16 protein-coding genes are annotated in these 12,197 nt (G+C 51.5%); 7 read left to right on the top strand and 9 right to left on the bottom strand.

All coding sequences use genetic code 11. The annotated features are described in order from the left end of the window. The first annotated feature begins 19 nt into the window (after positions 1-19). Positions 20-1,105 (top strand): PX domain-containing protein, encoded by a 1,086-nt coding sequence (locus NVIE_RS13750; RefSeq protein ID WP_144239767.1) that lies wholly within the window; start codon positions 20-22, stop codon positions 1,103-1,105. Between the two features lie 160 nt (positions 1,106-1,265). Here NVIE_RS13750 and NVIE_RS13745 read toward each other — a convergent pair whose 3' ends face one another. From NVIE_RS13745 to NVIE_RS15670, 5 genes are all read right to left on the bottom strand, one after another. Further along, positions 1,266-1,850 carry a hypothetical protein gene (locus tag NVIE_RS13745; RefSeq protein ID WP_075055764.1) on the bottom strand — a complete coding sequence of 195 codons (585 nt, stop codon included), beginning with the start codon at positions 1,848-1,850 and terminating at the stop codon, positions 1,266-1,268. Positions 1,851-2,130: 280 nt separating this feature from the next. Beyond that, positions 2,131-4,740, bottom strand: a complete 2,610-nt coding sequence (locus NVIE_RS13740) for a spermine/spermidine synthase domain-containing protein (RefSeq protein ID WP_144239766.1) — start codon at positions 4,738-4,740, stop codon at positions 2,131-2,133. Between the two features lie 252 nt (positions 4,741-4,992). Then, positions 4,993-5,265 (bottom strand): hypothetical protein, encoded by a 273-nt coding sequence (locus tag NVIE_RS13735; RefSeq protein WP_144239765.1) that lies wholly within the window; start codon positions 5,263-5,265, stop codon positions 4,993-4,995. Between the two features lie 30 nt (positions 5,266-5,295). Continuing rightward, positions 5,296-5,826 carry a Dps family protein gene (locus NVIE_RS13730; protein WP_075055761.1) on the bottom strand — a complete coding sequence of 177 codons (531 nt, stop codon included), beginning with the start codon at positions 5,824-5,826 and terminating at the stop codon, positions 5,296-5,298. Positions 5,827-5,991: 165 nt separating this feature from the next. Further along, complete coding sequence (locus NVIE_RS15670; protein WP_227717399.1) at positions 5,992-6,168, bottom strand: hypothetical protein; 177 nt, start codon at positions 6,166-6,168, stop codon at positions 5,992-5,994. A 35-nt stretch (positions 6,169-6,203) separates the two neighbouring features. On the opposite strand from NVIE_RS15670, the gene NVIE_RS13720 reads away from it, so the two are divergent. The 3 genes from NVIE_RS13720 (at position 6,204) to NVIE_RS13710 (ending at position 7,884) form a co-directional block, all read left to right on the top strand. Then, the gene (locus tag NVIE_RS13720; protein WP_075055759.1) at positions 6,204-6,707 is read left to right on the top strand and encodes a hypothetical protein; all 504 of its coding nucleotides are present in this window, start codon (positions 6,204-6,206) and stop codon (positions 6,705-6,707) included. Between the two features lie 49 nt (positions 6,708-6,756). Beyond that, positions 6,757-7,311: an ArsR family transcriptional regulator gene (locus NVIE_RS13715; RefSeq protein WP_075055758.1), complete on the top strand. Its 555-nt coding sequence runs from the start codon at positions 6,757-6,759 to the stop codon at positions 7,309-7,311. 81 nt (positions 7,312-7,392) lie between these two features. Continuing rightward, positions 7,393-7,884 carry a hypothetical protein gene (locus NVIE_RS13710; protein WP_144239764.1) on the top strand — a complete coding sequence of 164 codons (492 nt, stop codon included), beginning with the start codon at positions 7,393-7,395 and terminating at the stop codon, positions 7,882-7,884. Between the two features lie 125 nt (positions 7,885-8,009). On the opposite strand, the gene NVIE_RS13705 is transcribed toward NVIE_RS13710, so the two are convergent. After that, positions 8,010-8,195: a hypothetical protein gene (locus tag NVIE_RS13705; RefSeq protein ID WP_075055756.1), complete on the bottom strand. Its 186-nt coding sequence runs from the start codon at positions 8,193-8,195 to the stop codon at positions 8,010-8,012. Next, entirely contained in the window at positions 8,192-8,728 is a 537-nt protein-coding gene (locus tag NVIE_RS13700) for a methyl-accepting chemotaxis protein (RefSeq protein ID WP_075055755.1), read from the bottom strand. The genes NVIE_RS13705 and NVIE_RS13700 overlap by 4 nt, the downstream gene beginning before the upstream one ends. A gap of 155 nt (positions 8,729-8,883) precedes the next feature. On the opposite strand from NVIE_RS13700, the gene NVIE_RS13695 reads away from it, so the two are divergent. Further along, positions 8,884-9,216, top strand: coding sequence for a hypothetical protein (locus NVIE_RS13695; RefSeq protein WP_075055754.1), 333 nt, complete (start codon positions 8,884-8,886; stop codon positions 9,214-9,216). A gap of 215 nt (positions 9,217-9,431) precedes the next feature. Here NVIE_RS13695 and NVIE_RS13690 read toward each other — a convergent pair whose 3' ends face one another. Then, positions 9,432-10,052 (bottom strand): HPP family protein, encoded by a 621-nt coding sequence (locus tag NVIE_RS13690; protein ID WP_075055753.1) that lies wholly within the window; start codon positions 10,050-10,052, stop codon positions 9,432-9,434. A gap of 124 nt (positions 10,053-10,176) precedes the next feature. Between NVIE_RS13690 and NVIE_RS13685 the strand changes: the two genes are divergently transcribed. Then, a complete protein-coding gene (locus tag NVIE_RS13685; RefSeq protein WP_075055752.1) occupies positions 10,177-10,635 on the top strand; it encodes a universal stress protein in 459 nt (152 codons plus the stop codon). Between the two features lie 63 nt (positions 10,636-10,698). Beyond that, positions 10,699-11,700 (top strand): ketol-acid reductoisomerase, encoded by a 1,002-nt coding sequence (gene ilvC, locus NVIE_RS13680; RefSeq protein ID WP_075055751.1) that lies wholly within the window; start codon positions 10,699-10,701, stop codon positions 11,698-11,700. 39 nt (positions 11,701-11,739) lie between these two features. Here ilvC and NVIE_RS13675 read toward each other — a convergent pair whose 3' ends face one another. Beyond that, the gene (locus tag NVIE_RS13675; RefSeq protein WP_075055750.1) at positions 11,740-12,162 is read right to left on the bottom strand and encodes a cobalamin B12-binding domain-containing protein; all 423 of its coding nucleotides are present in this window, start codon (positions 12,160-12,162) and stop codon (positions 11,740-11,742) included. Positions 12,163-12,197: the final 35 nt, after the last annotated feature.

Genomic DNA, 12,197 nt, shown 5'->3' with positions numbered 1-12,197 from the left:
ATTCCAAGAAACAGACAGGTTGGGTCGCGGATCATCATCGTCGTCGTATAACAATCCTGCTGATGACGATGGCGGAGGATTTGTCGCGCTAGCCGACGGTCCTGACATTTTCAGCCTCTTGTCCGACGCATCTGACAAGATTGATTTCTGCCTTGATCCCCTTGCAGGGTTCGGGCAGGGGTCAAATGCAAAACAGTTGGCGGCGTTTCTTGCAGAGCTGAAGAAAAAGAACTTGCAGTTGCGCATCATCACCAACATCACCAAAGACACCGCCGTGGCTTCCAGGCAGCTGATAAAATACGCGGACGTGCATCATGGAGATGGAATTATTGCCGGCGGCAGCTTTTGCATTGTTGACGGCTCGATGTACATCTTTTGCCATGCAGGCAGCGGCGGCAATGAAAAGCGCTCTGATCAGGCGCTCGTGACCAAACACCCGCAGTTTGTCAGGATGCAGCAATACCTGTTTGACAACCTGCTGAGCAGGACGGTCCCTGCAAAGGACAAGCTCCGCGAAATAGAGCGAGGAATCCAGAGGGAGTTCATCGAGACCATAAGAGAGCCCTCTAGGATTCTGCATCTTGCAAAGGTGCTGGCAGATTCTGCTACGTTTGACATCCTCGTCCTCTTTTCAACCATCAATTCCTTTTATAGGGCGGAAAAAGACGGCATACTGGACCTGCTTGGAGAGGCCAGCGGCCGCGGGGTGGCCGTGAAGGTGCTGGTCAAGGTCGACGACGAAACCATGAAGGACGCTTCCAAGCAAAAGATCAAGCAAAAGCACGATCGCATCAACGTGGCATTTATCGAAAAAGCCGTAAAGAGCAAGATCACGACGCTGGTGACAGACCAGACCTACTCGCTTGCGATTGAAGTGAGCGACGATTCAAAGAACACGTTTTCAGACGCCACGGGACTTGCAACGTATTCCAACAGCGAGTCTACGGTCTTTACGTATTACTCGATGTTTGAGAACCTGTGGATACAGGCAGAGCTTGAAAGGCAGAGCAAGGTAAGGAACGCGTATTTCCACATGTTCAAAGGACAAAAGCTGCGAGACGAGATCTACAGCCGCGACTGGAAGTCGGGTGCGGCGGATAAATAATAACACTAAAAGGATATTCGTCTTGATGTAATCAGGATATATGCCATATTAGTAGTGGAAAATAATGAAGATAGGCTGGAATAAAAAAAGTCCATCTTCCAGCCTATGCATTTGGGGATTGTGTAACTGGTAGATATGCATATGTCTCGCTATTTATCCATCAATCACTTATCTTTGCAATGCTAAATATCATTGAAGGAATATTAGGCTCACCCGGTGGTGTGGTATTGATGAGACCGCAGCCTTGGTCCGTAGCAGATACTGAGATCATGGCATTTATGGTATCATTCTGATTCAACGGTAAAATTGCTTGTGATACGAGCACAACGGTATCATTTGCTGAAATGACTGAAGCGCGAGTGTTGCTATTTGCTACATCTTCACCGTTTTGTCTAAGCCACAAATCAACATTGCAAAGTGTATCACCCGACGTCTTGCCCACCTGGCCTGCTGCTACGATTAGATAAGCTCCAGCCTCATTGACAATCACGTCGCCTGTGTTTGTAGTATTACTGTGTGTAATGCCCTCGTTGATGTAATCATTAGAGTTCATGGTAACAACTACCGGCATAGTATCAGTTGGTTGGAGTGATTCCGTAGACGACAATTGTGCGGCTGGCGTGACTGCATTTTGCGCAAAAGCCAGCGGTGCAACTATGGTCCCCGATATAGCCGCTAATCCTGTAGTAGCCAATATGGCTAGGATAACCACTTTTCCGTTTCCTCTAAGGCCTGACATCACCATATACTAGAGGCCAAAATTTTAAAGGGTTATTCAAAGTATGGCAACATATTATACTATTTCAAAAGCGGTCTGTATAAAACTAGTAAAAAGCAAGAGCAAATATGTAATAAATAACTCGAGCTGCGTAAGCAGAGCCAATTGTTATCAAGTTAGTGCTTGCTTCAGAATATTGCCGTGCAGTAGATAAAAACACCACACACAAGTTTCAGCCCAGCAATCCACGCGCATATGCCATGTTTAGTTATGCCATCAAGGCCGCATGAATAAACAGAGAGAGGTATTATTCGCGCTCTGTCAGCGGAAGCGTCTGGTTTGCATACCTTTTTCCGGCGACAAACGACAACAGCGCCGACGCGCCTGCGCCGGCGTACATCGCAAGGCCGACAAGCAGGTTCCCGTTGAACCCTATTATCATGGCCAGCATTGCGGCAAGCACAGTCCCAAGTATGGACGCAACCACGTTTATCCCCCACAATAGCGTAGTGTTGTTATTGTTGTTCTTATCGCCGGTGCCGTTGTTAAAGCGCAGCGGCATTGACGCCATCCTGATGAGCGAGGGGAACTGGAACCCCATCAAAAGTCCGGAGGGGAACAAGAGAGCGAAGGTGAGCGCGGCCCTTGAAGGTAGCTCCATCGTGATGCTCGAGTCGATTATCCCCTGCAGGAAAAAGAGGTAGGACAGTATTATGCCTGCAAGTATCGGCACGGACAAAAACACTGCCCTGTGCGGCCTGTCGCCAAACACCCTGCCGCTCACGTACGCGCCGATGCCGCTTGACAGCAGGATGGAGAATAAGATCACCGTCAGGGCCATTATCGGGGTGCCTAGGAGCAGCAGGAATTTCTGTATGAACGTGATTTCCAGTATCATAAAGCCAAGGCCAATAAAAATTGCAAACAGGACAAAGCCGGCCGTGCGCGCAGCCATCCCCGGCTCGCTCTGCCTGAATCTCGTCCCGGTCCTTCTTGCATGGTACACAAGAATCACCGACAGTGCGGCAGAGATGGCAAGCACGGTTTCAAGCAGTATGACCATCTGCTGCGGCACCGGCTCTTTTGCAAAGTAGAACGGCGAGTCGTCGGTCGGGATCTTGGGGTTTGCCAGAGCGGCCGCAGCTACATAGTCGTCATAGGCGCTGGCACTTGAGAACAGCTTGTCGTACGGCGGGTTTATCATCGAGTCGGCAAGCATCATCACGTCCGCGCGGCCTGCCTCGGCCTTTTGCCTTACCAAGTCTACCTGCTCGTCGATAAAAGGCACTGCCTTGACCATGACAAGCACAGGATAGTACATCTGCGAGTCTTGCGTGCGGCCAAAGTACAGGCCGGGGCGGTCTTCCACCACCATTATCTGCCTGCTGGCGTCTTCCATGCTCTGGCCGGTCTCCCTCGCCACCGACTCGGCCACTATTGGCATGAGTCTGGGAAGCTCAAAGTTCCAGCGGATCATGACCAGCATCCCATCGTCGCTCAGGTGCCTGTAGTACTGCTGGAATGCCTCGACGGTGTAGAGGTAGTTTTCCGACAGGGCGTAGCCTCCGGCAAGCTGCGCCGCCCACGAGTCGACCAGTTTTATCGTTATCATGTCATACTTGTCGCTTGAGGAGCTGATAAAGCGCCTGCCGTCGTCTATGAACAGGTCGACGTCCGGATTGTCGTACACGTTGCCCGGCCCTCCAAAGCGCTTTACAGCAGACACTATCATCGGGTTTATCTCGACGGCAGTCACCTTGTCCGCACCCCCCGCAAGGGCCATCATGATGTCCTCGCCGCCCCCGCCTCCGATTACAAGGACATGGTCTGCTTTTGCTGTCAGATCGTACGGGACGTAGTCCATGTAGTCGCGCATCCATGCAAGCTCTGCCCTGTCGCCGGACCACCTGTATATCGGCGTGCCGGCATCGGCGTCGATGATGATGTTGGCAAGCTCGCGCTGGCTCCTGACGGGCGTGCCGCCGGCGCCAACGTCGACATTGTCAAAGGAATTCTGTTTTGTGACGTCCACCCGTGAAAACGAATTCCACCGCGCCGACAGGTGCTCAAAGTTGGGGTCTATTAGCTGCCAGTACAGCCCCTTGTTGGGCCCGGGGTGCACCTTGGCAAAGTAGTCAATTCCTTTAGCCACTTGCGGCTGCATCGCCGCCATTGCGGCAGGGCTGCTGACCAGTAGCAGGACGGCGAGCCCCGCAAGGACCGCGGCGGCAGATATTTTCGACCGTTTGGTCATGACCTCTGACGGCTCTGCCTTTCTCTTGTTTCTCAGGAGCAAGAGCATGCCAACGATTGCAGACCCTGCGACCAGAAGCGACGTCAGCAGGAGCACAGACTCGGCTCCCAGGCCGAGCATGAGTGGGTCAAGCATCAAGGCCGCCGAGGAGGCGCCAACAAGGTCTGCAAAGTACAGCTTGCTTATCTGCCGCGGCATGGCGTAGAACACAAGCGCCATTATGAACCCTGCAAAAAAGAACGGTACCGACGATAGGAGGTAGAATACATAGATGTACGATGTGTCAGGCGGGATTAGCGCCACTGCCAGGATGAACAATGGCACAGAAATAGCGTACGCGATGGAATGCTCGGTTATCTTTTTTGCAAGCGCTGCAGGAGTCATCTGCGGCATCGACAGCCAGCGCCACATCCCGCTGCGTCTGAGCCGCGTGCTGTTGCCGTAGTCCTTCTGCATATGCACAAGGAGCGAGCCTATCCCAAGCCCAAAGAACGCGACTGAAATGGCCATGAACGCATAGTCGTACCACAGGATTATGGAAAATACGCGGGTCAGCGCAAGCTCGAACAGCACCGTGCTGAGGGATGCAAAGAACAGGACGGCCATCAGAAAAGCCAGCATGTTCCTGTTCGTCCTTAGACTGGTACTACCACTATCAAGCAAGTTCTGCGTCGCCTCTTTTTGTAAGTCTATGCAGCAATCATTGTTTAAGCAACTGAAGGCTAGGTCTATAGGAAACTAGTGGAATTTTTCTATGGTAGCAGCGCTTTGCGGCTTTTGTCAAGCGCCGGTTAAACCCTTTTATTTTCTCCATTTCTAGTATTGGCAGAGGTTATCTCCCTCCGCGGATGAGGGCGTAGTGCCTGAATGGCCAGCCCTCATCGCGTGATTATGCAAAACTGTTGGCGGCTGCTATTATTGATCCGCAGCATGAGGAAACTGCTCAAAATGCGGTGCGTTACTCCGGCTCACGCGGACCACAAAGAGAATCCCAGCTACCCCAAGGAGCAGGTTGACAATCGCCCAAGCATAGTTTTTCTCCACGAAATTGAGGGCGGCAAAAATGAGCGATATCCCTGCCAGGATGCCAATTACAATTGGAAGGAGCTTGAAAATCGTGATCACGATCTCTAGGACGCGCACCATCGATTCGATCCTTTCAAGCTCGGCTTTTGATATTATTTGCATTTTACAAAAAAAAGAAGAAAGAGGAAAAAGTTAATGGGACTTTTCTGTCAGGTAGGACCTGAGCATCCACGCCATCTTTTCGTGCTGTTCCATCAAAGTTATGAGAAAGTCGTTGGTGCCCATGTCGTGGTATTTTTCGTCGGCCTCGTCTGCGTTGCCGCGAAGGATGCGGATGGTTGCTTCGTGCGCGTCCAGAAGGTTTGCAAGCATTGTATGTGTGTCAGGGTAGCTGCCGGGGTCTTCCTTTAGACGCGTGTACTGGGTAAATTCAGAAAGCGTTGCGATTGTCTGCCCGCCAAGCGTGCGAATCCTCTCTGCCACTTTGTCTACGATCTCATCCATCTCCTCATATTGCTCTTCGAGGAACTTGTGCAATTCGCTAAAATCCGGCCCGACTACGTTCCAGTGGTACTTTTTGGTCTTTGTTACCAGCACGTATTCATCGCATAACAACTCGGTCAGAATCTTGATGACGCCTTCGCGGTCTTTTTCGGGAATGCCAATTTTTGGCTCCTTGTCGGCGTGTATGAGTCTTGAAACTTCCAGACTTTGTTTGGTCATGCATAATAGAGAGTTGAAAAATATAAAAGAGTTTTAAGACACAATTTATTTTGCAAAAACAAGCATAGAAATCACCAGAAATTTAGAAAATGCACATATCAGCTAGGCATGCCCGGCTTTTGCATTTTTTGTCTTTTCCTTCGTTTGCATTCATGCAAACAAACCCTACTCTGCTGGCGGCACACCTTTGATTTTGTCGTTGACGTCACCGAGATCTTGTTTGCCGCTTTTGCCTTGTTGCGTGCAGTTCTTTCCTGGTTTTTCCGGGATGATGCCATTCCAATGGCACAATGGATCTGGTGCGAAAAAGCTTTCTCCCTCTTTCTGCGCAATTTGTCCCAAAGTCATTATTATTAGATCCGGCAATAACAACCTGTATGAGCGGAAAACTAAGGGACATAAAAGAAACGGCGTCAAACGCCATAGAAATAATTCACGAAATAGGTACTCCCGAAGTGCGAAGCTCCCTTGACAAAATCAAGGACACCACAAAAGAGGTCAAGGAGATCATAGAAACTCTTAGCACTCCCGAGATGGTCAAGAACATGGAGAACATCCGGCTGACGGCAGAGTCGATGCAGGACGCGGCGTCCAGGATGGAAAACACGTTCAGGGAACTAAAGGCGTCGGGCATCTTTGAAGAGATCAAGAAGACGTCCGAGTCTGCAAGGGGCGTCATGGATTCCTTTGGAAGCACGGAGGGCGGTAGCAGCGGCGGTGGTGGTGAAATGATACAGGTATCAAGGGAGACGGTGCAGGCCATAAAGGAGCTTGTGCAGGAATTAAAGCTAGCCGTACAAGATTCACGAAAGTCAGGCGTCATAAAGAACATAAACGAAACTGCCAAAGAGATATCTTCTTTAAAGGAATCCGTGACGTAGGCAAATTGCGACAAGATTTAGAACTCTCTAATAATAATTGTGAGAGGACATGATGAAGGCCGTCCAGATAGTAGGCGATCAGGCCGTGGCAAGGGCCATGACAGACACGATACGCCGGACTATTCTCATGATGTTGCGAGACAGGCCCATGACCCAGACGCAGCTTGCAGAAGAGCTCGGACTTTCCAAGGCCGCGCTCAGCCACCACCTGAAGATACTCAAGCAGCACGAGCTCGTCAGCATAGTGAAAAAGGAGGAGGAGTCGCACGGCATAGTCCAGAAATTCTTTGCGGCAAACTCGTACCTCCTGCTCTACGATTTTAGCGTCCTTCCCAGAGACATCGCAGGTTATTTCTATCCCGCACGCTTGGAGAGGGCCAGAGGGGTCATTTCGATGCTGTCGCTAAACAACCAGTCGTTCATGCGCGACTGCAAGCTGACCGATTTTATCGCAAGAAACCTCTCGGCCTACCTTATCGAGGCGGCAGGACCTTATGTAGACAAGGAAATCGATTATGGCGACGAGGGCCTGATATACGAGATTTACACAAAAGCGATAAGGGCCCTACTGAGGAAAAAGCTGGATCTCATGGCGTTGCAGTAATAGTACAGGAAAATCGAACATATCATTGAAGTAGAGCAAGATTTCATTAGAGTTATCTAATCGATATTACATACTGAACTAATGCACCAGACCTTATCCGAGCCCGACCAGCTCCTGATCGAGATCGCAAGAAGCGTGTGTTCGGAAGAAGGGATGGATTTCAATTCGCTGGATGCACGACAGGTAAGAGGCTTGATCTATTACTGGTGCTCATCGTGCAACAGAATATACCCTCTTACCCACCTTGTGGTTTCAAAGAGGAAAAACATCTGTGAGCACTGCAAAGACAAGGTAAAGATGTACTCAAACAGCAACAAGTACGGCAAGCTGCGCCGCAGGATCTTTAACAGGATATTGGATATGCGCGAGAAAGAATCAGAAATGGAAAACGTTGGCGTTCCGTACAGCATGTACACCTATGAAGAGCTGGCAGGCGACGTGGAAAGGTCGAGATCCATAATAAAAGCGCACGAAAGGGATTCCGAATTCAGGGAGCTTGACGCAACTATAAGGCAGAACATGCGCATCATAAGAAGGATAATGGGCCTGTCCGGAAAAGCCGGGCGGCGCTGATGCGCTAAAAATATACACACACAAAGACAGGATCCCTGCCGAGCCACATCAGTCAGGACAGGGTCTCTGGCTTTCTTCAGATAGACTGTTGGCGATCGGCTCCCGGCACCAAAGTTTTGCGCCCGCTACATGGCGTAGCGTTTTTCTCGGTTGGCTCTTTCTTGAATGTCTTTTGCTGTGTTTCTGCTTTGATCCTTCTTTTTTTCCACGTTTGGCCTGACCTCTGGCCGCGGCTCTTCGCCAAACTGCCCCTCGGTCGCATCGTTAAGCGCCTGATCCCGCTTTGCAGGATTCCTGGTTTCCTTGCTCAATACCTTTCGCCGCTTTTCTTTGCCCGGTCTTTTTGTGCGGGCTCCTTTTCACCCTTCATCATCCCGCTGTCGGCGCCGGATCCCTGCCTTGCACCTGGCGTGTCGGTTACCGACTCTTTCAGGTTCTGACCTATCTCCTTGAGGTCCTTGCCCGTTTCTTGCAAGTCCTGTTTGGTCGCCTTCAGGGTTCCAGCAGACTTGCTGGCCTGTCCCTTGAACTGCTTTACTGTATCCTTTGTGGTGCTGGCCGTCTCGCTTATGGCGTTTACGGTGTTATCGATTACGCCTTTTTCCTGCAGCTCCTTGGCAGTCTCGTTAATGTCCCTGGCGGTATCCCGGGCGGCAATTGCCGCAATGCTCACTGCCTCGCTTATCTCATGCAATCCGCCGCTTTCCCTGAGCGTCCTTACGGTCTCCCTTATCTGCATAGAAGATTCGCGTATGTTTTTGGCAATAGTTTTTATCGCTTCAGCTATTTCTTCCGGACTCTTGCCGGCAAGCGTGTGTGTTGTTGTCCCTTTTGCAGTCTCCATGTCTGAATTTCGGCTTTAAATTATTAAGGAGTTTAGATGCCCACGGGGAAAATAACAAAGCGTTTTAAATCTGCCATCCGGCAGTTTCTTGCGCGGTGGATCAAGCAGCATTTAATCAAACTCTTTTTTATTATTAGCACCACACGATAGCCTGAATGGCTAACGAAATCACTTATGCCATCACTTTCATCATAAGCTTGGTCGTTTCCACGGTCATAATCTACATTGTTACAAAGCTGTTTGGGGAAAAAGAGGGTATAGGCCGCGCCTTTTTGGCCGCCATAATAGGCGCGATCGTCTATTCTGTGAGCTATTTTCTGTTTGGCACGGGCTGGCTGGCCGCAATAATAGGCGGGTTTGTGTGGCTCCTTGCGCTAAAGGGGCTGTACGACATGGGATGGCTCAGGGCGCTTGCAGTGGCCGTAATAATATGGATAATGGCTGCAATAGTCGGGCTTTTGCTTCCCACCGTGACAGGGCCGCTTTAAAGCGCACAGGTGACGCTGGCAATAGCGAGCCTGTTGGTAAAGGGGCTTTTATGGGCCAGCTCCGTGTTTGGCCTATCCCCTTTACCGCAATAGCGGCCTGCGGTGAACGGAGCCGAAACCCGGGCCGCCATTTCACAGGATGGCCTTTATACGGCGCAAAAAAGTAAAAGCGTTTCCGCCAGGGCACACGGCTTTATGGGCTCAAAAGGCCGTCATTACCAATACACGGGATACCTTCTTTTCGGGATTGCGTTGTTGAATGCGATCGCCACCGCAACCAGAATCAGGGCGCCGGCGGCCACAGGGATCATGAACCAGACAAGGGAGCTTGCGTCAGTCACCGCCGTTGACGCCAGAAACGCGGTCGCTCCGGCCGGCGGGTGCGTCAGCCTCAGGATCTGCATTGCAAAGATAGAGACTGCCACAGAGATCGCTATCAAGACGTATTTTTCTTCGCCACCTGAAGCAAAATAGGCGATGTGCAGCAGGGCCGCGGCGGCCCCTATTGCCCCGGACATCACGTGCCCAAGGACGGTGTTGCGCGGCTGCGCAAGTGGGCTGTCGTACACAGAAAAGAGCAGGACGACCGATGCCCCAAAGGGCGCAATGAGAAGAGGCAGAGAAAAATAAGAGGCAACAAAGCCCACCGCGACGATCCCGGCCAGCGCGCCTGCAAGCGACGCAAGCGACGGGACAAGCTGGCTTCTGGCCGCAATCTTGACAGGAGGGGTGCGATCATCGTTACAGCCTATTTTCATGGCGTATGTTTTTAGCAATGCACGCAGGACGCCTGCAGTTTTTTTCTGCCTGCGCCCCGGAGGACTGGCCGCGCTCATAAACTAACTCCCGGCAAAATGCACAGGCGATTTTTTTGCCTTTCCGTCATTTGCAAGCGCGTGCAATCAAGAGTTTGCCAATGCTAATGTACGAGCGCGCCCTGCAATACACATACAACAAGGCATGGAAGAAGGATCTGGAGAAAAAATAAGGCGCATCGTAGTCGCAGTCGACTCCTCTGAAAATTCCAGAAAATGTGCCGGCTTTGCGGCCAGCCTGGCAAACGCCACAGGCTGCGAGACCATAGTGCTCACGGTAATAAGAAACAGCGACGTTGTAGACACAGAGGGCAGGATCGACCATGACAAGCTGCAAAAGACAGAAGAGGAGGCAAGAGGCCTGCACGAAGCCCTGGTGATAGGCAGCAACATGTTCACTTTCAGGAACAAGATAAGATCCGAAATTGTCAGGGCAGATAACGATGATGTCGCCGACGCCATCTGCAAATATTGCGCAGAGACTGATGCAGACGTCGTGATAATAGGCAGGAGGGGTCTCGGGTTCTTCAAGGGGATGCTTATTGGAAGCGTGTCTGAAAAAGTGGCAAGGAACTGCCAGTGTTCTGTCACGATAGTAAAATAATGATGATGTTGTCATCTTCGTGTCCATACAATAATATACACGAGACGGAGACTTTTTCACGACATGCCCGCCAAGAAATGGCTTGACAGAGAGGTATCGCTTGACCCAATAAAGAAGCAGACAATAGCGGTTATCGGTTATGGCATCCAGGGCCGCGCCCAGGCCTCCAACATGAAGGATTCGGGCCTCAACGTAATAGTCGGGCTGAGAAAGGGAGGCAAGACCTGGAAGCAGGCAGAGGCAGAAGGCCACAAGGTCATGGAAGTAGCCAACGCTGCAAAAGCTGCAGACATTATCCACATCCTTATCCCTGACATGGAGCAGGAAGAGACCTACAAGCGTGACATTGCCAAGCACGTCACCGCGGGCAAGGCGCTGTCATTTTCGCACGGCGCCGCCATCCACTGGAAGTGGATAGTCCCGCCAAAGGACGTCGACGTCATCATGGTCGCGCCAAAGGGGCCAGGCCAGCGCGTCCGCGAATTGTACCAGGACGGCTTTGGCATCCCGTCGCTTGTGGCCGTGCACCAGGACCACACAGGCAGGGCGTGGGACCGCGTCCTTGCGATGGCAAAGGGCATCGGAAGCACGAGGCCGGGCGTGCTAAAGACTGATTTCAAGGAGGAGGTGGAAACTGACTGGTTTGGCGAGCAGGTTGACCTGTGCGGCGGGACGCACGCGCTTGTCATGAACGCCTTTGAGACGCTGGTCGAGGCAGGGTACCAGCCAGAGGTGGCGTATTTTGAGTGCCTCCACGAGCTGAAACTGATAACCGACCTTGTACAAAAGTACGGCCTGACGGGCATGTACAACCGTGTGAGCGAGACTGCCCGCTATGGCGGCCTTACCCGCGGGCCCCGAGTTGTTGACAAGGACGCCAAGAAGAAGATGAAGCAGGTGCTCAACGAAATCCAGTCAGGCGAGTTTGCGGATGAATGGGTCAGCAAGTACAAGAAGGAAGGCAAGAACTCGTTTGCCCGCTACATGAAGGACATAGAGAACCACCAGATAGAGAAGGTCGGCAAGGACCTCCGCAAGATGATGTGGCCAGAACAAGAGACCTGAGATTTTTACAAAGGATAAGAAAGAGAAAGGCCCTACCTACTACTGCTTGCCTTTCTTCTTTACGTTTTCATTAATGTGTTTTATTATTATTGAAAGCGGAGTTCCGGGCCCAAAGTTGCCAGTCACGCCCTTGCTTTCAAGCTCCTTCCTGTCAGATTCAGGAATGATGCCGCCGCCGACCACTAGTATGTCGCCTGCGCCCTTTTCATTCAAGAGCCGGGCGACCTTTGGGAACAGCGTCAGGTGCGCGCCGTTAAGCAGGCTCATCGCGACCACGTCGACGTCCTCGTCGACTGCCATGCTTGCTACCTGCTCTGGAGTGCAGAACAGGCCGGAATAGATTACCTCCATGCCCGCGTCGCGAAACGCCCTGCAAAGCACGAGTGCTCCCCTGTCGTGGCCGTCAAGGCCAAGCTTGGAAACGAGCACCCTTATCGGCTTTTGCTGTTGCTGTTGTTGCATAGCAGTAGTAGTAGAAGACGCTGCTGACATTATAT

It is taken from the genome of Nitrososphaera viennensis EN76 (assembly GCF_000698785.1).
GTDB lineage: Archaea > Thermoproteota > Nitrososphaeria > Nitrososphaerales > Nitrososphaeraceae > Nitrososphaera > Nitrososphaera viennensis.
The sequence above is the reverse complement of the archived record's forward strand: the minus strand, read 5'-3'. Positions and strand labels throughout refer to the sequence as shown.

Excerpts from the sequence above, each read along its gene's own strand:
- NVIE_RS13745 (WP_075055764.1), bottom strand. The coding sequence starts at position 1,850 with ATGGTGATGTCAGGCCTTAGAGGAAACGGAAAAGTGGTTATCCTAGCC.
- NVIE_RS13735 (WP_144239765.1), bottom strand. The coding sequence starts at position 5,265 with ATGCAAATAATATCAAAAGCCGAGCTTGAAAGGATCGAATCGATGGTG.
- NVIE_RS13730 (WP_075055761.1), bottom strand. The coding sequence starts at position 5,826 with ATGACCAAACAAAGTCTGGAAGTTTCAAGACTCATACACGCCGACAAG.
- NVIE_RS13720 (WP_075055759.1), top strand. The coding sequence starts at position 6,204 with ATGAGCGGAAAACTAAGGGACATAAAAGAAACGGCGTCAAACGCCATA.
- NVIE_RS13715 (WP_075055758.1), top strand. The coding sequence starts at position 6,757 with ATGATGAAGGCCGTCCAGATAGTAGGCGATCAGGCCGTGGCAAGGGCC.
- NVIE_RS13710 (WP_144239764.1), top strand. The coding sequence starts at position 7,393 with ATGCACCAGACCTTATCCGAGCCCGACCAGCTCCTGATCGAGATCGCA.
- NVIE_RS13700 (WP_075055755.1), bottom strand. The coding sequence starts at position 8,728 with ATGGAGACTGCAAAAGGGACAACAACACACACGCTTGCCGGCAAGAGT.
- NVIE_RS13695 (WP_075055754.1), top strand. The coding sequence starts at position 8,884 with ATGGCTAACGAAATCACTTATGCCATCACTTTCATCATAAGCTTGGTC.
- NVIE_RS13690 (WP_075055753.1), bottom strand. The coding sequence starts at position 10,052 with ATGAGCGCGGCCAGTCCTCCGGGGCGCAGGCAGAAAAAAACTGCAGGC.
- NVIE_RS13685 (WP_075055752.1), top strand. The coding sequence starts at position 10,177 with ATGGAAGAAGGATCTGGAGAAAAAATAAGGCGCATCGTAGTCGCAGTC.
- ilvC (WP_075055751.1), top strand. The coding sequence starts at position 10,699 with ATGCCCGCCAAGAAATGGCTTGACAGAGAGGTATCGCTTGACCCAATA.
- NVIE_RS13675 (WP_075055750.1), bottom strand. The coding sequence starts at position 12,162 with ATGCAACAACAGCAACAGCAAAAGCCGATAAGGGTGCTCGTTTCCAAG.